The 19,196-nt window shown below is 47.8% G+C and carries 15 protein-coding genes; 5 read left to right on the top strand and 10 right to left on the bottom strand.

The genetic code is table 11. The features are described 5' to 3' along the window. The first annotated feature begins 109 nt into the window (after positions 1–109). Positions 110–1,720 carry a tail fiber domain-containing protein gene (locus AC1XTG_RS15455; RefSeq protein ID WP_484842556.1) on the top strand — a complete coding sequence of 537 codons (1,611 nt, stop codon included), beginning with the start codon at positions 110–112 and terminating at the stop codon, positions 1,718–1,720. Positions 1,721–1,732: 12 nt separating this feature from the next. On the opposite strand, the gene AC1XTG_RS15450 is transcribed toward AC1XTG_RS15455, so the two are convergent. The 9 genes from AC1XTG_RS15450 to AC1XTG_RS15410 all read right to left on the bottom strand — a co-directional run bounded on the left by AC1XTG_RS15450 (position 1,733) and on the right by AC1XTG_RS15410 (position 10,775). Further along, positions 1,733–2,632 (bottom strand): carbon-nitrogen hydrolase family protein, encoded by a 900-nt coding sequence (locus AC1XTG_RS15450; protein ID WP_056291978.1) that lies wholly within the window; start codon positions 2,630–2,632, stop codon positions 1,733–1,735. Beyond that, on the bottom strand, positions 2,633–3,235 hold the full coding sequence (locus tag AC1XTG_RS15445) for a GNAT family N-acetyltransferase (protein WP_056291981.1): 603 nt from the start codon (positions 3,233–3,235) through the stop codon (positions 2,633–2,635). Beyond that, the gene (locus tag AC1XTG_RS15440) at positions 3,235–3,639 is read right to left on the bottom strand and encodes a nuclear transport factor 2 family protein (RefSeq protein WP_056291984.1); all 405 of its coding nucleotides are present in this window, start codon (positions 3,637–3,639) and stop codon (positions 3,235–3,237) included. The genes AC1XTG_RS15445 and AC1XTG_RS15440 overlap by 1 nt, the downstream gene beginning before the upstream one ends. A 24-nt stretch (positions 3,640–3,663) precedes the next feature. Then, a complete protein-coding gene (locus tag AC1XTG_RS15435) occupies positions 3,664–5,655 on the bottom strand; it encodes an ArnT family glycosyltransferase (RefSeq protein WP_484842555.1) in 1,992 nt (663 codons plus the stop codon). Between the two features lie 91 nt (positions 5,656–5,746). Further along, positions 5,747–6,766, bottom strand: a complete 1,020-nt coding sequence (locus AC1XTG_RS15430) for an ABC transporter ATP-binding protein (RefSeq protein WP_484842554.1) — start codon at positions 6,764–6,766, stop codon at positions 5,747–5,749. Further along, a complete protein-coding gene (locus tag AC1XTG_RS15425; RefSeq protein ID WP_484842553.1) occupies positions 6,763–7,815 on the bottom strand; it encodes an iron chelate uptake ABC transporter family permease subunit in 1,053 nt (350 codons plus the stop codon). The genes AC1XTG_RS15430 and AC1XTG_RS15425 overlap by 4 nt, the downstream gene beginning before the upstream one ends. Before the next feature lie 2 nt (positions 7,816–7,817). Further along, the gene (locus tag AC1XTG_RS15420) at positions 7,818–8,978 is read right to left on the bottom strand and encodes an ABC transporter substrate-binding protein (RefSeq protein ID WP_484842552.1); all 1,161 of its coding nucleotides are present in this window, start codon (positions 8,976–8,978) and stop codon (positions 7,818–7,820) included. A gap of 7 nt (positions 8,979–8,985) precedes the next feature. After that, positions 8,986–10,251, bottom strand: a complete 1,266-nt coding sequence (locus tag AC1XTG_RS15415; protein ID WP_484842551.1) for an S-adenosylmethionine:tRNA ribosyltransferase-isomerase — start codon at positions 10,249–10,251, stop codon at positions 8,986–8,988. 11 nt (positions 10,252–10,262) lie between these two features. Further along, on the bottom strand, positions 10,263–10,775 hold the full coding sequence (locus tag AC1XTG_RS15410) for a hypothetical protein (RefSeq protein ID WP_056292004.1): 513 nt from the start codon (positions 10,773–10,775) through the stop codon (positions 10,263–10,265). Between the two features lie 153 nt (positions 10,776–10,928). On the opposite strand from AC1XTG_RS15410, the gene AC1XTG_RS15405 reads away from it, so the two are divergent. After that, entirely contained in the window at positions 10,929–11,489 is a 561-nt protein-coding gene (locus tag AC1XTG_RS15405) for a cob(I)yrinic acid a,c-diamide adenosyltransferase (RefSeq protein ID WP_484842550.1), read from the top strand. 98 nt (positions 11,490–11,587) lie between these two features. Continuing rightward, the gene (locus tag AC1XTG_RS15400) at positions 11,588–12,655 is read left to right on the top strand and encodes a branched-chain amino acid aminotransferase (protein WP_056292014.1); all 1,068 of its coding nucleotides are present in this window, start codon (positions 11,588–11,590) and stop codon (positions 12,653–12,655) included. A gap of 224 nt (positions 12,656–12,879) precedes the next feature. Here AC1XTG_RS15400 and AC1XTG_RS15395 read toward each other — a convergent pair whose 3' ends face one another. Then, positions 12,880–13,764 carry an AraC family transcriptional regulator gene (locus AC1XTG_RS15395; protein WP_056292017.1) on the bottom strand — a complete coding sequence of 295 codons (885 nt, stop codon included), beginning with the start codon at positions 13,762–13,764 and terminating at the stop codon, positions 12,880–12,882. A 91-nt stretch (positions 13,765–13,855) separates the two neighbouring features. Here AC1XTG_RS15395 and AC1XTG_RS15390 point away from each other — a divergent pair, with 91 nt between their 5' ends. Then, entirely contained in the window at positions 13,856–15,676 is a 1,821-nt protein-coding gene (locus AC1XTG_RS15390) for a sodium:solute symporter family protein (protein WP_484842549.1), read from the top strand. A 313-nt stretch (positions 15,677–15,989) separates the two neighbouring features. Continuing rightward, the gene (locus tag AC1XTG_RS15385) at positions 15,990–19,190 is read left to right on the top strand and encodes a SusC/RagA family TonB-linked outer membrane protein (RefSeq protein ID WP_484842548.1); all 3,201 of its coding nucleotides are present in this window, start codon (positions 15,990–15,992) and stop codon (positions 19,188–19,190) included. Positions 19,191–19,196: the final 6 nt, after the last annotated feature.

The following is a 19,196-nucleotide window of genomic DNA, read 5'->3' as shown; positions in this document are numbered from 1 at the left end:
TCTACCTATCGATCATCAATTTATGTATTGAATAGGTCTGTGATTTAATTAAGTCGAAAGTGCCGCCACGTAAGCCGGCGTCAATTCCTTCACTTATTTATTTTCTGGCATGAAATCACTTTTTTTCTTTTTCATTCTGCTTTTTACAATCATTACTGCAAAGGCGCAAGCACCAGAGCAATTTAGCTTTCAAGGGGTTGCCCGTGGGGTTGACGGGAAGCCGATTAGTGATGTTATCGTTCGTCTTCGGGTAACTATTCACTCCGAAAGTCTGATGGGGCCATCTGTTTATCAGGAGATCCATCGCCCGCCTACCAACACGAACGGAGTATTTACTATCGCAATTGGGAAAGGAAACGTAGTTAGCGGGAACTTCACTGAGATACCGTGGAAGGCACTGGAGCATTTTATCCAGCTCGAAATCGACCCAACCGGAGGCAATGATTTTATCAATCTTGGGTCAACGCAATTGCTGAGTGTGCCTTATGCCTTGCAAGCACGAGAAGCAACTCAGTGGAACCAGGGTATTCCGGTTGTTCAAAGTTTAACATTTGGATCAGAAATAGATGCGACAAGCACAAGCTTGGATCCGACCGACCCCAAAGCGCTAAAATATTTATTACCGGCCATCGAAGACGGAAAAAAGTTGATCTGGTACCCGGTTAAAGGTTCATTTCGAGCAGGAAGCGCTGGTAACGAGAAGTGGAATGACGCATTTACTGGTGTAAATTCGTTTGCAACGGGTGCGAGCACCGAGGCGAGCGGTGAATCCAGCGCGGCGTTCGGAACTTTTACGAAGGCCTCTGGCACACGCGCAGTGAGTATGGGATATAATTCGGAAGCAACAGGCACTGCATCATTCAGTGTTGGCAATTTCACCAGAGCAAGAGGAACTGCTTCTGTTACGTTTGGCAACAATGTCTTTTCAAGAGCGATGGGCTCTTTTTCAATAGGTTCGTTTAATGAAGTTAGTACAGATGTTGCGGATCAACTAACTGAGCAACAGACTGACAGGATATTTCAGATAGGAAATGGATCTCAGAATAATAGCGACGAATCGCAGAACGTCAGAAAAAACGCGCTCACCTTACTGAGAAATGGAAATCTGGGTTTGGGAAAAAATGCACTGAAACCGAAGTACATTCTGGAAGTTGACGGAAGGGCACGTATCCTTCACAATGGAGTAACTGCCGGCATTCACTTCGATAATTCCAGCCACGTAGAGCGAGGTTTTGTTGGAATGAAAACAGACGATGAGGTAGGCTTCTTCCTCGACAACTGGCAATTATGGGTAAATAAAGATGGAAATGCGTTCCTGAATGGCAATGTCAGCCTGACTTCTGATGCAAGATTAAAGCACAATCTTTCCCCACTATCTGGCAGCCTTTTGAAAATCCGCGATCTGCAGGGCTATCATTATAACTGGATTGATAAAACAAAAGAACAATCACTGCAAACCGGGCTCATTGCGCAACAGGTCGAGAAGCTGTTTCCGGAACTAGTCAAAACGGATGCTAACGGCTTCAAGTCTGTCAATTATATCGGCCTCGTTCCGCATTTGATAGAATCAGTAAAAGAACTCAATGAAAAAAACGAGCTTTTGACCTCACAGAACCAAATTTTTAAAGAACAGGCTGCGCTGATCATGAGCAAACTGGATGCAATGGAAGCGCGACTTAACGCATCAGAGCAGGCGAAGTCTGAATTAAAAACAAAGTGATTGTACCCAGAATCAAATCACCTGCTGCAAAATCTTCACTTCATCGCCAGGCAGCGTTGTTGATATACGCTTTTGATCCTTAAAATTAAAGACGTGACCGTCCTCTCTTACAACATCGAGGTTTGCAAAATCCAGTTCCTGGATGAGCCAGCCTTCCTGTTGCGGAAGCATTGTTGAGATAATTCCCTCTTCGGGCAAATCTCTGTCCGGTGTGGAGTAGCAGGCTGCGTATCCGTAATTGATATCCACTGCCGGCGACCAGGCCGCATTGCCGATTGTTTGGGAAACGACAGTATATGCCTGATTTTCCAAGGCGCGGGCACGGGCTCCAACATGCACGCGGGTGGCACCGCGGATAGTCTCGGTACAGCTTGGCGCAAGGATCAGCACGGCACCGGCCTCGCACAGCAACTGCGCTCCTATCGGGAATTCGACATCGTAGCAGATCTGAATGCCAAACTTACCCCAGGACGCTTCGAAGACAGTCAATACTTTGGGTGCAGTTTCAATGCCCCATTCCTCATCTTCAAAACGCGTCATGAAAAACTTATCCTGGTATCCGGCTAATCCAGCCGGAGAAAATACATATGCGCGGTTGAGGTTTTTACCTTGCTCAACAACCGGGATCGTCGGGGCCACAATAGTTACCTTATATGCTTTCGCCAGCTCTTCAAACACCGCACAAAACTCGGATTTCAATGCGTCAAGTGAAAAGATCTGCTCACGGATATTGCTTCTGACAGCTTCTGAAAAAATGCTGACAAGCTCCATAGATCCATATTCAGGGAAAAGCAGAAGCTGAGCGCCCTGCCCGGCAGCCTGACTCACCCAATGCGCAATGTGCTTTTTCCATGCAGAAAAGTCGGCGTGTTCGCTGATCGGATATTGTGCTGCTGCAACGGTAACTTTCATCTATTCGCTTTTCAGATCTTTCAACCAAAATGTCATAGTCTTGGCTGTTTCTTCGCTATCTCCAATATCCAGCCACCGCATTGTACTTTGTAATTGCGGCGTTTTTATATAACCTCTTTTCTGCCAGAAAGCATCATTAGGCCGGTAATTGTCTGGCCTGGCCGGATGATCCGCTGCTCTTTCCACTGCACAAAAACACGCAAGTTTGTATTCGCCGAAACTGCGCGCGTGCGCTTCACGTTCATCGAAAAAGCGGTGCCCCAGCCCCAGCCCGCGGTATTTTTGAAGGAGAATGCTTTCACCAAAATAAAATACACGGCCTGGATCGTACCCTGCTTTCTCGAAAGGTGCCCTTACTTCCTCTGTTTCATCGGAGAGTGGAATGCAGGTAGTAGCGCCGACCATTTCGGCACCATCATAAACTGCAAAAAGGAAGGCTCTGGCAGATTGACTGTAGATTTTAAGATACTCCTTTTCGTAATTCAGATCGCCTTCGTAGAGATAGGGAAAATCATGAAAAACGGCAATCCGCAACTTCCCCAGATCTTCGAAAACACTTTCGATCTCAGCACCTTTTTTTGAAATGAATGAGAGATCCTGCATTATTTCTTTGAGACCAGCTCAATCCAGAGCGGCAGGTTATAGTAGGTAGTTACGCGCGTGATTTTTCCTGCTTTTACTTCGAGGAAAGCACCGGCAGGCAGCACGTAAGTTTGTCCGTAAGCTTCCGGCAAACCTTCCTCCGCCTTCTTGTAAACCCCATTTACCACAAATTCAACTGCGACGCGTGTTCCGGTTTTTTCTGTAAAAAAGAACATATCCGTAAGCTTTTCTTCATAAGCTTCATCCATTTTACCCAAAAACTCGGTGAACTTATCTATACCCACGCGCACATCGCCCTGGTTTGCTTCGTGCCTGACCTCCGGGTCAAGCAGCGCCAGCATTCCTTTCCAATCCTGATTATTAAAGCAAGCGTAATACGCTTCTACAACTTCCAATGCGTTCATTTCAATTGATTAAACCTGTAAATCCTATTTCAAATTGTTGGCTGGAATGTAAACCCACTTATCGAGTGTATGAAAACCCAGCACGTATTTCTGTCCATGACAGTCAAACGCAGCTCCTTCATAAACCTCCGCGAGGATCAGATCAGGCTTGAATGCCGGGTTCTCCAATACTTTTGAAGGATTACGGACCGCCACATGCTCAAAAATACGGCCTTCTTTTCTTAAAGAATATTGAAATGCATAATCATAGCTGGCTTCCTTTAAATCAAAACCGATTTTTTGCGGATTCCGGGATTCAATAAAGCTGGTAAGATTCTGTATTTCAGCCAAATGGTCGCCCCATATTATTTTTTCAGGCGGAGAAAAAATGATACTCTCCTGCATCAGGTTCGCATTGCCCGGTCCCACGTGGATATGCAGGTTCAATGCATTATTGATCGGTGGAAACACATTTTCAAAAAACCACCTGGTAGAAAGCAGCGGGTGTGTTACGCTCAGAAGCGCAAATGGTAATGCAAAAAGCCATAGTATCGTGAGCAATATCTTGCCTGGCACTGCCCGCATTACCGAGCCGTAAACCAGACCCATCACCGGAGCCGCAAGTACAAAAAACGGAATATGCAGGCGCGAACCGTAAGTCTGGTATCCAATAAACAGACAGAAGATAAGGTAACTGCAAAACGCAGCCAGTGCATACCACTTTGCATGAGGAACAAGCCGCGCAAAGAAAAGCAACGGGATACTCAGCAGGATCAGCCACATTCCGAAGAAGTTATGCGCAAAATCTTCATTGAAATTGAGCTTGTTCATCTTGAAAGGCATCCCCGAGCCCGGCCGGTTCAATGGAACATCCATTGCAGCGTGCAAGTCCGTCAACCGGTTTTCCAGAAATTGATTGTACCTGTTGCCTGGTGAAACAAAGCCCAGGTGCAGTGCAGTGTGCTTGGACAGCGAGGATATAAAATCAGCCGGCCTGCGTATATCATTCCTGTTTCCATTACTCATCGTTCCGACTGGCGAGCCGAAAATCTGGTGTGTTCGGTACCAGAAAGGCGCATTTAACAGCAATACCAGCACGACGGTACCCGCCAGCAACAATGCCAGTGACTTCCATAAATCCGCTCTTCCCAATGTAAAAACAAGCAGATAAAATCCAAAAGGAAGTGCGTAGAACACGAATGTACCCTTTGTCATAATCCCGATCGCGACCGCAAGTGCCAGGAACAAAAAGGCAATGGGCTTACGGTTTTGGGTAAAATCGAAGGAGTAAAAAGCCGTTGCGATCACAAAGAATGCGACCATCAGGTCATTTTGCGTTGTCATGGATTCAAGCACTACTATCGGTAAAGTAGCTGCGAAAACCAATGCAATGCGAAGCTGAACAGCCGAGGCGGAGAAGAGCTCCACAATCAGCGACACGCAAATGAGAATACCCGCCAGGCTCAGCCATTGTGCCAGCTGAAAATACCGGTCACTGCCAGAAAGCAGGTACGTATGCAAGTGTACGTACTCCGAAAAAGGGCTGAATGAAATCGCGCGCTCGATGTGGGAAGCATAATGTTCCACATTCCCGTTCTGTACCCAATAGCCCAGCCGGCTCAAATGGTAGCTCAGCGAATCGAGGTTATTGGGAGTAGCTACAATGGCCACGATGAGCGTACATAGTGCCAGTGAACCAAGTATTATTATCGTAAATACACCGAGCTTGCGAAAGAACGCTTTACCCGATTGTATCCAGAACCTGCTGATCGAACGGAGATTAAGCTTGTGTTTACCTTGCAGCCGCGCAGAAATAAATATCAGGGCTACATTGAACAAAAGCCAGGTGATAATCACGACATAGGAATTAATCAGATTGAATGCGCTGAGTAATTCGGTGCCAGCCCCAATGAAGAAAAAGAGGAAAATTGCCGAAGCAAGTACCGATCGCCGGAATGCCTGAGGCCCGTCTTTGAAAAAAGCCAGATAACAATTGGCTGTACAAAGCCACATTGCTAATGGAACCAGAAGAATCATGTGAAGGGTAAAACCTGTTTGGCTAATAGGTTTCAAAAATAGCCATTATCACGGAAAGAACATCAGCTAAGTCACCGATGTTATATTCTATTTACTGAGAGGTCAAAAAAGTGATCAGGGCTGCGATCGAGTATAGCTGGACCAGACTTCCGCTACCGCTTACCTCCCACATTACGCGCTCACCTGCGATGTGCATTACTTTAATCTTTCGGCGACTGTCTGCTGTATTTGACACTGAAAATCCGGCACGTTGAAGCGCTTTTTTCGTCCATAATACCTCCTTTTCACTGCCTTCCAAATACACCTGCTCCCCGGGTGCTTCCCGCTGTATATTAAATGTACCCGTATTGGTATCAAAGAAGAAGTTTTCCTGGTTGAAAACCGATTCGAAGGATCCGTTCAAAATCAAATCCTCGGGAACGCCTGCCAGCAATCCGCCGCCTTTTTTCATTAACCATAGCTGATCGGCAGTTTGTAATGCGAGATCGAGCTCGTGGGTACTGAGCAAAATCGCCTTGTTGGTTTCAGCGGCAAGCCGGTGCAGCAGCTTCATCAGTCCGATACGATTGGGCAGGTCCAGGTGTGCAGTAGGTTCGTCGAGCAAAATGACGCCGGTATCCTGCGTCAGTGCCCGCGCCAGCATTACTTTCTGCCGCTCTCCGTCACTGAGCTGGCTGATCTGGCGGTTTAGTAGCGATTCTGTGGCTGTGTATGCGATCGCGAGGTCGATTTGCCGCCGGTCAGCGTCACTGAGCTGACCAAGCCAACCCGTGTAGGGTGTGCGGCCGAGGGTAATTACCTCCCGGGCTGTAAGGTTACCCGTTTCAAGTCTTTCAGTCAGAACGAGGCTCAGTTGCGTGGCGAGTTCCTGTGGCTTCAACCGGTCTAGTTCGTGCTGACCGAGCAGGATTTTACCAGCTAATGCAGGCTGCAAACCCGCAAGCGTGCGCATCAGAGTGGATTTGCCGGAACCATTTGCGCCGAGCAGGCAAACCAGTTTTCCCGCCTCCAAAGAAAGATTCAGATCACCCGCGATGACCAGGTCAGCGCTTTTCGACCGGTACCCGATAGAAAGCGCCTCTGTTTGCAGTATTGCCTGATGATCTTTCATGAGAATGACGAACGAAGGTTGTTACTGCGGAGGATCACCCAGATCACAACCGGCGCACCCAGCAGTGAGGTAACGATATTGATCGGAATCACAGTCTGTGTGCCGGGAAGCTGCGCTACGATATCACAGAACAACATCAGCACGGTACCGGAAAGGCAGCAGGCGGGGATTAATATACGGTGGTTGGAAGTGCGCAGCAAAGCACGCGTCAGGTGCGGAATGGCAATTCCGATAAAGCCGATCGGCCCGCAGAAGGCAGTGATACTTCCGGTAAGCAGACTGGTACTGGCCATGATCATCAGCCTACTCCGCACAATGCTCAGCCCCATGCTTCTTGCATAATTCTCACCCAGCAACAATGCATTCAGTGATTTGGAAGAAATAAATGCCCCCAGCAAGCCCAGTAGCACAACGATCGTCAGTACAAAAAGCCGGTACTGCGTTACCCCGCCCAGTGAGCCGAAAGTCCACATAATGTATTCCTGTAACTCCTCGGGCTGGCTTACATATTGCCAGATACTGATAACAGAAAGTGTAATCGTGCCGATCATCACACCTACGATCAGCAGCACAACATTGTCTTTCACGCGACCGGCGATCAGCAGGATAAGCGACATAACCAATGCAGATCCGAGCGAGGCCATCACAATCACAAGCCAGCTACCCGAGATACCCAGCTGATTTACTGCATACATTCCTCCTGCGCTTCCTCCCGCCAGCATTACGGAAGCCACGCCCAGGCCCGCGCCGGCGGTAATGCCCAGTTCGGAGGGACCAGCGAGCGGATTGCGGAAAAGTGTTTGCATCAGCAAGCCGCTCACCGAAAGCCCGCAGCCTGCCAACACAGCGGTCGCCGCTTTGGGAATACGGATTTTTTCAACAATGAAAAGCCACGCCTGATTTTCAGATTCCCGCGAAAATAGGATATGCATTACTTCCCCGAATGGAATAGCCACAGACCCGGACAATACATCCAATGCAAAAAAAACAACTGCCAGCAATGCCAGGCAGGTCAGGATCAATCCTTGTCTTTTTGCGGGTCCTGCCATTTTTATGGTAACTGTTTGTAATAAACCAGCTGGTGTCCCGGAAGGAGCTCCGGGTGGAAGATATGGATCAGGTCTGCCAGCACCGTATGCGGGTTAAAAGCGCCTGACTCGAAGAAATCATGCGCACCCGACGCATTCACGCGGGCATTGTAGCTGTACATTTTTCTGGACTTGGCAGCAGCAAAATCGGCATAACGCGAATCCTGCGCGAGGATACTTCTCCGCGTATCGTTTTTATCAAATCCTACATTAACCCAGTACTGGGCCTTCAAAGCAATGGGATACACCGACTCGAAACTGAGCGACAAGCTGCCGCCGCCCTTGGTATCTGCCCAATGGTAGCTTGCCCCGGCGTCTTCAAAAAATTGCGACATATAATTATCGCCTCTTGGTAAAAACCACACATCCTTTGTATTCAAACCGGAAATGACGGTTGGTTTGGGATCTGTGGTGCGGGCAAGGCGCACCAGGCGGTTGTAGTCTCTTTCTATTTTGCCAAAAATTGCATTGGCTTCCTTTTCCTTGTTTAGTAATGCAGCCGCCAGCTTTATCCATTCGCAGCGCGCCAGCGGAGTGGTTTCAACCCATTCTGAATTGGTCAGCACGGGGATATCGGCTTCTCTCAATGCATTAAAGCGATCCGCCTTCGTACCTGGTGAACCTACTGTCATTACGAGGTCCGGATGCATTTCAATCAGCTTTTCCTGATTAAGTCCATTGTCCTTTCCTACTTCCACAATCTTACCTGCCTTGATCCGCCTCTGAACCGAAGATGAATAAACGTATTGCAGGCCAGACAGCCCGGCCAGTATATCAATCGAATTGAGCGCTTCCAGCAAGCCGGTGTGCATAGAGGATGTCCCTACCATCGATTTGACTGGTATTTGAATGACTTGTGCTTCCGGGTAACCCTCGGGACGGGACCTGCCTTTTTCAAGCAAAATAAACTCTTCGCCGGCCGTGGTAGAATCAGCACTGTTGATTGTGACGATTTTGTACTGGTCGAAATATTGAACGTCGAAACCTTTGGCGTGCCGGATCTCGCTTTGTTCTTTATAGCTGCTTTTCGTTCCAGCTCCCTTCTTTTCCCGCGACTTCTGACCGGAATCACAAGCTTGCAGTAGCAAGAACACCAGCAATACAACCCAAGTTTTGTTCATCATATTTATGTCAATGTTGCGCCGCCGGCCAGAGTAAGGAGGAATCGCCGTAGCTTAAAAACCGGTAACCTTTGTCGAATGCTTCCTGATAGATCTGTTTCCAGGCACTGCCTACCAATGCAGCCACAAGCAGGATCAATGTGGAACCCGGCTGATGAAAATTAGTAACCAGCCCTTTGCAAAGCCTGAACCGGTAACCCGGAAAAATAAATATCTCGGTTTCACCCGTAATGTAGCTGTAATTATTCAGATCCATGAATGCAGCAATCGCAGCAAGCGACTCCGATGCGGTAGGCAGATCGCTTTCTTCAAAGGGATAAGGGTACAATTTTTCAATCCGGAACTCGGTTGTTTCATTCCTGAAAAGCTTCACACCGAACCAGTACAAACTTTCCAGCGAGCGCATGGAAGTTGTACCCACAGGCACCACCGGACCGGCGGCATTCCGCAGCGCTTCGATCAGTTCTCTCGAAAAAACGATTTGCTCCGAATGCATTCTGTGCGCCGTAACAGAAGTTACTTTGATAGGCAAAAAAGTACCTGCGCCCACATGCAGTGTCAGAAATGACCTGCTTATCCCCTGTCTGGCGAGTTCTTCAAAGACGTTTTCTGTAAAATGCAGTCCCGCAGTTGGCGCGGCTACCGCACCATCGTGATTTGCGTAAACAGTCTGGTAGGTTTGCTTGTCTCCCTCTTCGGTATCCCTGTTCAGATAAGGCGGCAACGGAATTTCACCCAGAGCCTGCACGATTTCCAGAAAGGTGAATCCGCCGCTCCATTTTAAATGCACATGGTTTTGCTCATAATCGGCATAGGATACTTCCAGCGTGACCGGCTCAGCATTTACCTCAACAGTCGTTTTCAAGGTATTCGCAGACTTCCACCGCTTTTTATTCCCAATCATACATTCCCAAATGCATTCATTCCTGACCAGCATTGCATCGTTGATCACGCGGGTTGGCATTTCCGGATGCAGCAGCAGAATCTCTATTACGGCGCCTGTTTCTTTCTGAAAGTACGCCCGTGCGGGAATTACGCGTGTATCGTTGAAAACCAGCAGTGTATCTGCCGGAAGTTGGGCAGGTAAGTCGGAAAAGACACGATGGTTGATCGTTCCGTTCTGATAGATCAGCAGTTTGGACTGGTCCCGGACTTCAAGCGGGTAATGCGCGATTCGCTCATCCGGCAGATCATAGTAATAATCCTGCAACCGGATCGATTCGGCTTTTGTAAGCCAGTCTGCCTGCACTCCTGTTTCCCCGCGTTCTTGTTCCATTAGGCTTCCTTTTACAGCTTTTCCTCAGGTACCGGCGGCCAGAGCAGGCGCAAAGGCAACAAAAACACAGCCACGATCAACACGATACCTGCATAATATACCCAGGAGAAATCAAATACGTCCAGTTTGTATTGTGTACTGTTGATCGTCGCCAAAGCCAGCAAACTGAATCCCATAATCGTATTGATAACCGAAACGAGGCAGTAAATCCAGTTTACAAGGTGCTCGCTCAGCTCCGGGCGGAACTGCGCCCATTCTTTTTTCTTTGGAATTGGCAGGTAAGTCGGATCTACTTTTGGGATGTGGCGGGCAAATGCCGAGATCACGACATTGTTCAGTATAAACAAACCCATTATAATGTAAAAAATATGCTCTTTGTCCACATATTTCTCGGCCAGGCCGGTTTGGGCAAAATCCACAGCTACCATTTCAGGGAACAGGGAGTAAGTCCATAGCAATGCACCTACCACAAATATGATGGACAGCCAACGCCAGACCTTGATCGCAAATGTTGTAATTTTCATGAATTCTTCAACCTTAAGGAGGTTTTCGCCAAATTAAATCAGGGTGCAAAATTAGGTCGGGGAGTTTCTAAAACCTAATTGGCAGTTATTATTGCGTTCAAATGTTGTTGCCGGAACGCAGGCTTCCGCTAATCCACTTTCAAAATCACATTTATGAAAATATACACAAAAACAGGCGATAAGGGCATGACTTCCCTGATCGGAGGTACGCGACTGAGCAAAGCCCACGTCAGAATTGACGCCTATGGAACAGTCGATGAACTGAACAGCTACATTGGTTTACTGCGCGACCAGCCGGTAAATGAAGACCGAAAAGAAACGTTGAAAGAGATCCAGGACAGGCTTTTTACGATCGGCTCGCACCTGGCTTCCGAGTCGGACCGGAGCAAACGTATTTTGCCGGACCTCCTGGAAGAGGACATTCTTTTCCTGGAAACAGAAATGGACCGGATCGACGCGAAAGTACCTCCATTGCGGGCATTTGTGCTTCCCGGCGGGCACCAGTCCGTTTCGTTCGGGCATGTGGCGCGCACGGTGTGCCGGCGGGCCGAGCGGGCGGTGATCCATTTGCAGCAGGGCGAAGAAGTGGAAGACATTGTGGTGCGGTATCTCAACCGCCTTTCCGACTATCTTTTTATGCTCTGCCGGGCTATGACTTACGAGCTGGGAATCGACGAAGTCACCTGGAATCCAAGAGTTTCTCCGAAAAAATAATTGTTGTACTAAATATCAGTTATTTATAGATTAAATATTTAAATTGCATTCCCTGACGAACATTCGTTTTAGCGTTTCGAAATTTAAATTTAGGCATCATGACAGCCGACACATTACAGATCGAGGTTCAGCAAACCACCGAATCTCGCTTACAAGAGGTTGACTTCAACAACCTGGTTTTCGGCCGGAATATTTCCGACCACATGTTCATCGCCGACTACCGTGACGGTCAATGGCAGGACCTCCGGATCGTCCCTTACGGCGACCTCTCGCTAAGCCCTGCAACAGCCGCCCTGCATTACGGACAGGCTATTTTTGAGGGAATGAAAGCTTATAAAAGCGAAGAAGGCGAAGTGCTCTTGTTTCGCGCGATAGATAACTGGAAGCGGCTCAACAAATCGGCAGAGCGCCTTTGCATGCCTTCGATCCCGGAAGAAGTTTTCATGAACGGACTGCTGGAACTGCTTCGCCTGGATTCAGGCTGGGTACCTTCTCAGCCAGGATGCTCGCTGTACATTCGTCCGTACATGTTTGCAACTGATCCTTATATCGGAGTTAAACCTTCTGATTCTTATACATTTATCATTTTCACAAGTCCGGTAGGTACTTATTATGCCAAACCGCCGCGCGTGAAAGTGGAAACACAATATATCCGCGCAGCCGAAGGCGGCGTGGGCGGTACGAAGTGTGCAGGCAACTACGCCGGTTCGCTTTATCCTGCAAAACTGGCCCAGGAGCAAGGTTACGACCAGCTTATCTGGACAGACGCACGCGAGCATGCCTACATTGAAGAGTCGGGTACGATGAACATCATGTTCCTGATCGACGGCACGCTGGTTACGCCTTACGTTTCTGAAACAACGCTCGACGGGATCACACGTAAAAGTATCGTGGCGATCGCTCAGCATTGGGGCATCCCGGTGGAAGAGCGCCGTGTAAGTGTAAAGGAAATTATTGACGCAGCCAAAAACGGCACATTGGAAGCAGCTTTCGGTGCAGGTACTGCGGTAGTAATCTCTCCATTCGCTGCTATTGCATACGAAGGCGTGGATTACACTTTACCAGAGATCAAAGAAGATTCATTTGTAACTAAAGTCAAAAACTACCTCACCGACCTGCGTACCGGAAAACAGGAAGACGTTTTCGGCTGGATGCTGAAAGTGTAGTTAATGAGCCGCCGTGAAACAGTTAATGAGTTAATGAGTTAATGAGTTAATGAGTTAATGAGTTAATGAGTTAATGAGTTAATGAGTTAATGAGTTAAAAGTAAAGAGCTCAAAGTTCCGGTATACTCGGCTTTGAGCTCTTTTATTTTGCCAAAAACAAAAAATTAGACTCTAAACTCACAAACTTTAAACTCATGAACTCATAAACTCCACCAAAGAACTCTCTAAACAAACGTGCGCGTGCCAGAGTAGTTTTCCCTGAATTCCTTCGGCGTGCAGCCGTTTTTTGATTTGAAGATGCGGTTGAAATAGGACAGGTTATTGAACCCGCATTTGTAGGCGATTTCCGAAATCGTGTTGCTGGTATTGATCAGATACCGGGAAGCGTGGCCCAGTCTGATCTCATTGAGGCTCTCGATAAAAGTTTTTCCGGTCCTTTTTTTGATAAACCTGCTGAAAGATACCTCCGACATTCCCGCGAGCTTGGATATTCCGGGCAGATTGATTTCCTTATCATAGTTATCCTGCATAAAGGCAAATACCTTTTCAATGCGGCGGCTGTTGAAATTGACGTTCTCGCCCGTAAATGTACTGTTTGATAAGGTGCGCATGTTACGTGATACCGAGAGGTCGTGCAGAATGGACATTAATTCCAGAATAGAATCAAACCCGCTTTTCTGGCCGAGCGCCTGGAAACGTGGAAGAATGCGCTCAATGGTCTCGCGCGAAAAAGAAATCCCTTTTGCCGATTTTTCCAGAAGCGAGCGCACAAAGAAAAGCTGATTGCGTTTCAGAAATTTGTCGTCGAAAAGGTCGCGGTGAAACTGAACGGTAATTTCCTTTACTTCGGGCATTCCCTCCTGCCATTTATAGGTGTGGGTCAGCCAGCCGTGCGGGAGGTTATTACCGACAAGAACGAGCTCAGCATCGTCGATGGTTTCTGTGTGGTCACCTACGATCCGTTTCACACCACGCCCCGAAAGGATCAGATTGAGTTCAAATTCGTCGTGGGTATGTAGTGGAAAATCGAAAATGGTCTTACTGCGGGTAAAAACAGTAAAGCAATCATACTGGGTCAGAGGTGTAATTTCGCGGTAGATTTCATTCATACAGTGTCAGGTTGGAATGTTTAAATATATCAATTTAATGTTGAAAATGTATTATAATCAATCCGCAATTTTCTAACTACTTATTAACCGGATGCAAATAGGATTTACCGACTTCCTGGTGATCGGGACCTACCTTTTTTTCGTTGTTACTGTCGGCTTCTTGTCGAAAAAACAGGCAGATAAAACAAGTGAGGATTATCTGTTGGGCGGGCGGACAATTCCTTTCTGGATGCTCTCCATTTCCAATGCATCAGGCATGTTTGATATTTCAGGTACTGCCTGGATGGTGTCCGTTATGTTTGTTTACGGTGTCAAAAGCATCTGGCTTCCGTGGCTGTGGCCCGTATTCAACCAGGTTTTCATGATGGTATATATGTCGGGATGGATACGAAAATCGGGCGCATCTACCGGTGCAGAATGGATGCTCACGCGCTTTGGTACCTCCCGCGATTCCCGACAGTCGCACAGCATTATCATTGTGTTCGCGATTCTGAGCTGTCTGAGTTTTATGACTTACGCATTCATAGGACTGGGCAAGTTCCTGGAAATCTTCATTCCGTGGAGCACAGTTTCGCGGTTCATTCCCTTCAATGTTCCGGTCCAATTTGTACCACATCTGTACGGAATAGTATTCACCACATTTACGGTATTCTATTCACTCCTCGGCGGGATGAAAAGCATCGTTTGGGCAGACCTCGTGCATTACGTGATCATCGTCATTATTTCGGTATGTGTCGCGACCATTGCGATGCAAGCGCTGGGGAATGCAGGCGGGTTGCGGGTACCGGAAGGCTGGGACAGTATGTGGTTTGGTAAAAACCTCGAACTCAACTGGAGCAGCTACCTGGCCGACGCTGACCGGAAGATCAGGGAAGACAACTTTTCACCTTTCGGCTACTTTTTTGCATTGATGGCGGCCAAAGGCATTCTGGCCAGCCTCGCCGGCCCGATGCCGAGCTACGATATGCAAAAGGTCCTTTCATCCAAAACACCCCGGGAAGCTGCATTGATGAGCATGTTTGTCAATTTGGTACTACTCCCGCCCCGCTACCTGCTGATTACCGGAGTAACCGTACTCGGGCTCATTTTTCATGCGCAGGGGAGCGGCTACGGCAGGGATTTCGAACGTTTGCTGCCCGAAGTACTCAGCGCCCATGTTCCTGCCGGCCTGCTCGGACTTGTGCTGGTGGGCTTGCTGGGGGCATTTATGGGAACATTCGCGGGTACTTTCAATGCTGCACAGGCGTACCTGGTCAATGATGTTTACCTCAAATCCATTAACCCCCATGCAAGCAACAGGCAGGTAAGATGGATGAATTATGTTTCAGGACTGTCGGTAGTGGCTGTGGCAATCGCGCTGGGTTTTGTAACCAAAAATCTAAACAGCATTCTGCTCTGGATCGTGTCCGCGTTGTACGGCGGCTATATTGCTTCCAACGTGCTCAAATTCCATTGGTGGCGTTTCAATAGCTACGGATTTTTCTGGGGTATGATTGCAGGAATTACCTGTGCGATGTGCTGTCCGTATCTTTTCCCGGCACTCCTCCCGCTCTACTATTTTCCGCTCATCCTCGCGATATCCACCTGCGTAGCGATCGCCGCGTCACTGCTCACGCCGCCTACTGAAATGGCGGTTTTGAAAAGCTTCTGTCAGCAAGTTAATCCCTGGGGATTTTGGGGGCCGGTCAGAAAAGCAATCCGGAAAGACGATCCTGCATTCATACCTAATCCGCATTTTTCCCGGGATGCATTTAATATTGTGACCGGCATTATCGCCCAAACCGCACTGACTGCTTTGCCCGTGTACACGGTGCTTCTGATGCCCCTACCAGCCGGCATTTCTGCTGCCATTCTTGTAGCCGCTGCATTGATCCTCCGGCAGACCTGGTACAAAACACTCCCACCCCGCTGAGCTTAGCACTGTTCACAAATTTGTCACTGCGTATATACATATCCGAATAATCGGGACAGATAAGAATAGCTACCGGAGTTTCCATTTCTTAACCAAAAGAGGAGCCCGGCGAAAAAGCACATCAAACAAGGTATTATTTTATTTATTCTTTATATAAACAAATTAACATCCACCACACTGGTACTAAATGTGTCATTTTTTGATAAAAATCTACTATACAGTTGTAGTTCCTTCCATGGTATATTTGGGTTAATTTTTATGAATTTTCCATATTTCAGCTAGTCCAAATTTTTCTTACCAGAAGTCAGATTCTATGAAAAAAACTCTACTAATTAAAGTATTGGTACTGCTTTCTGTGCTCGCCCTGCCGGGTTATGCCCAGGAAATGACGGTAGCCGGGAAAGTTACAGATGCAAGTGGCGGCGACATTGCCGGGGTGAACGTAGTCGTAAAAGGCACAACCCGCGGCACGACCACCAACGACAAAGGCGACTACTCCATTACAGTGGAAAAAGGCAAAACGCTGACGTTTAGTTACATTGGCTACATAACCACGGAAGTTGTAGCGAATGCGACTGTATTGAACATCTCACTAAAGCCCGAAGCAACTGCCCTGAACGAGGTCGTTGTAACTGCGTTGGGTATCAGTCGTGACAAAAGAGCGCTGGCCTATTCCATTACCGAAGTAAGTGGCAGCAATATGACCGCGGCCCGTGAAGCTAACCTTGGTAATGCGCTCGCCGGACGTGTTGCAGGTGTGAACGTAAGCAAAATCGCCTCAGGACCAGCCGGTTCTTCCCGGGTGATTATTAGGGGTAACAAGTCACTGCAAGGCAACAATCAACCGCTCTATGTGATTGATGGTATTCCGATGGACAATAACAACTTTGGCCAGGCCGGCCTCTGGGGTGGTTCCGACGAAGGTGATGGGTTATCCAGCATTAACCCCGACGATATTGAATCGATTACCGTTCTGAAGGGTGCTAACGCAGCTGCACTCTATGGCTCACGCGCGGCAAACGGCGTTATCAACGTCACCACGAAGCGCGGCGGCAAAAGAAAAGGAATTGGTGTGGAATTCGGGTCAAATTATGTCTTCGAGAAGCTGAATGATCTTTCCGATCTCCAGCATTCTTATGGAAGCGGCTCTTATGTTAATGGCGTTGCAACCAAATCTGCCAACCAGAACCAAGCTTATGAGTGGGGAGACGACTCCTGGGGCCCTAAGTTCGACAACAGCCAGGTGGTAGGTTTTGACGGCAAAATGCATCCCTATTCTTATGCAGGCGATAACTTTTCCAGATATCTGAAAACGGGCCACGCCTTTACGAACAGCCTCGCGTTTTCAGGTGGTAACGAAAACCAGAACTTTCGTGCCTCGGTCACTAACCTGAAAAGCACTTCTATCCTTCCCAATTCTGGTTTTGACAGGATTAACTTGTCTCTGTCTACGCAATCCAAGTTTGGAAAAAGACTGACACTGGACGCTAAAATGCTGTATTCAGAAGAAAAAGCGAAAAATCGTCCGAATGTATCCGACTCCCCGGGGAATGCAATCCAGAGTATATGGAGAATTCCAGGCGATTACAATGTGCTTTCCTATTATGGTGATCCTAACAAGCCGGGAGCGATTGCGCCAGGCACCGACGCGGCAAGTTTAAGCCTTTGGGGCGGCACCAAGCCTAAACAAGTGGGCGAAGAGTTTCAGCAGGCAAATAACAACTGGGGTCAGAATCCATATTGGGTAGCATACCAGTTCATCAAGTCCGATCAAAAGAACAGAATAATCACATCTGGTCAACTGAAATACCAGATCACAGACTGGCTGTTTATTCAGGGCCGAGTAGGTTTGGATAAATACTCAAGAAAAGCAGAAAGCCTCACACCGGAAGGTACCGGTTACCAGCGCGGCGGGGCGAGGAGCCTGGGCAACTGGAATGTTTCTGAGCTGAACGCAGAATACACCATCGGCGCAACAAAAGACTTTGGCAAATTTGGCTTTACTGCTTTTGCCGGCGGTAACAGAATGAGAAGAAAATACGAGTATGTGAACATTTACGGTAACGGATTCAATGTTCAATTCTTCCCTGCCTTGAACAACGTCAAAGACAAATCCTTCAATTATGAGCCAAAAGAAAGCGGTATCAATTCGCTTCTCGGTTCGGCTGAATTTTCTTACGACGGATTCCTGTTTCTTACCGCAACGGCGAGAAATGACTGGTTCTCAGTCCTCAACCCAGCAACAAACAGCATTTTGTATCCATCCATCGGCGGAAGCTTTGTATTCTCGGATGCGTTTAAGGGACTTCCGGGCTGGTTATCCTATGGTAAAGTCAGAGCATCGTGGGCACAGGTCGGTAATGTGACAATTGATGCTTACCAAAACAATCTGACGTATTCGTTGAACGGGAATCCACATTTGACACGTCCTATGGCCTCGTTTTCACAAGCGATGGGAAATGGCGGAAACATCCCCAATCCTGCATTGAAACCACTTACTGTTACTGAAACAGAAGTTGGAATTGATTTCAGGGTATTTAATAACAAACTGGGCGTCGACTTCACTTATTATGACCAGCAAACTACCGACGACATCCTCAATGCAACGATCTCGCGTGCATCGGGCTTTGGAAGCACATCGGTAAACCTGGGTAAACTGCAAAACCGTGGTATCGAACTGCTACTAACCGCCACGCCGCTCAAATCGAATGCGCTCGTGTGGGACGTTACCGTGAACCTGGCCAAAAACAACAGCAAGGTAAAATCACTCATTCCGGGCACAACCGAACTGGTAATGGATGAGCCAAGGACCAGAAACGCTTTCATCAAAAACATTGTAGGGCAGCCATTCGGGATGATCACGGGACGTGTACAAAAACTGTCACCTAATGGGCAGCCGGTATTTGACAAGGATGGTCGTCCGATTAGCGCGCCGGGTTATCAGGTGATCGGAAATGGCATTGCGAAAATGACGGGCGGTGTAACCAATGCTTTCAACTACAAAGGGTTCGACTTATCGTTCCTGGTTGATTTTAAAGTAGGCGGAGATATTCTTTCCGGAACGAACATGAGACTGGATCAATGGGGTTTAAGCAAAGCTTCATTGCAGGGCCGTGATGGTGAAGCACCGCTTACCGTAACCGGCGTAACTCAGGAAGGAACTGAATACAAGCCGTTTACCAAAACACTGACTCCGCAGGAAGCATACAATTATTGGGGCTCTGTTGGAGGTGAAGGAGACAATGCTGTAACGAGCATGTACCTCTATGATGCTTCATTTATCAAACTTCGACAGCTGACTGTCGGATATTCATTCCCTAAAAAGTGGCTTGGAAAAACGCCGCTGCAGAATCTGACACTCTCATTTGTCGGTCGTAACCTTGCTATTCTGTTCAAGAATACCCCAAACATAGATCCTGAATCCAACTATGCAAACGGGAACTCACAAGGGTTTGATTACTTCGGCTTTCCTTCTACGCGCAGCTACGGTTTCAATTTGAGAGCAACATTCTAATTCCAT

Source organism: Dyadobacter sp. HNCC25DJ183 (genome assembly GCF_056895175.1).
Note: the sequence above shows the minus strand (reverse complement) of the source record. Positions and strands in the feature narration are given on the sequence as shown.

Coding starts and splice junctions, on each gene's coding strand:
- AC1XTG_RS15450 (WP_056291978.1), bottom strand. CDS start 2,632: ATGAAAGTTACCGTTGCAGCAGCACAATATCCGATCAGCGAACACGCC.
- AC1XTG_RS15410 (WP_056292004.1), bottom strand. CDS start 10,775: ATGAAAATTACAACATTTGCGATCAAGGTCTGGCGTTGGCTGTCCATC.
- AC1XTG_RS15445 (WP_056291981.1), bottom strand. CDS start 3,235: ATGCAGGATCTCTCATTCATTTCAAAAAAAGGTGCTGAGATCGAAAGT.
- AC1XTG_RS15440 (WP_056291984.1), bottom strand. CDS start 3,639: ATGAACGCATTGGAAGTTGTAGAAGCGTATTACGCTTGCTTTAATAAT.
- AC1XTG_RS15405 (WP_484842550.1), top strand. CDS start 10,929: ATGAAAATATACACAAAAACAGGCGATAAGGGCATGACTTCCCTGATC.
- AC1XTG_RS15425 (WP_484842553.1), bottom strand. CDS start 7,815: ATGGCAGGACCCGCAAAAAGACAAGGATTGATCCTGACCTGCCTGGCA.
- AC1XTG_RS15390 (WP_484842549.1), top strand. CDS start 13,856: ATGCAAATAGGATTTACCGACTTCCTGGTGATCGGGACCTACCTTTTT.
- AC1XTG_RS15435 (WP_484842555.1), bottom strand. CDS start 5,655: ATGATTCTTCTGGTTCCATTAGCAATGTGGCTTTGTACAGCCAATTGT.
- AC1XTG_RS15455 (WP_484842556.1), top strand. CDS start 110: ATGAAATCACTTTTTTTCTTTTTCATTCTGCTTTTTACAATCATTACT.
- AC1XTG_RS15420 (WP_484842552.1), bottom strand. CDS start 8,978: ATGATGAACAAAACTTGGGTTGTATTGCTGGTGTTCTTGCTACTGCAA.
- AC1XTG_RS15415 (WP_484842551.1), bottom strand. CDS start 10,251: ATGGAACAAGAACGCGGGGAAACAGGAGTGCAGGCAGACTGGCTTACA.
- AC1XTG_RS15400 (WP_056292014.1), top strand. CDS start 11,588: ATGACAGCCGACACATTACAGATCGAGGTTCAGCAAACCACCGAATCT.
- AC1XTG_RS15385 (WP_484842548.1), top strand. CDS start 15,990: ATGAAAAAAACTCTACTAATTAAAGTATTGGTACTGCTTTCTGTGCTC.
- AC1XTG_RS15430 (WP_484842554.1), bottom strand. CDS start 6,766: ATGAAAGATCATCAGGCAATACTGCAAACAGAGGCGCTTTCTATCGGG.
- AC1XTG_RS15395 (WP_056292017.1), bottom strand. CDS start 13,764: ATGAATGAAATCTACCGCGAAATTACACCTCTGACCCAGTATGATTGC.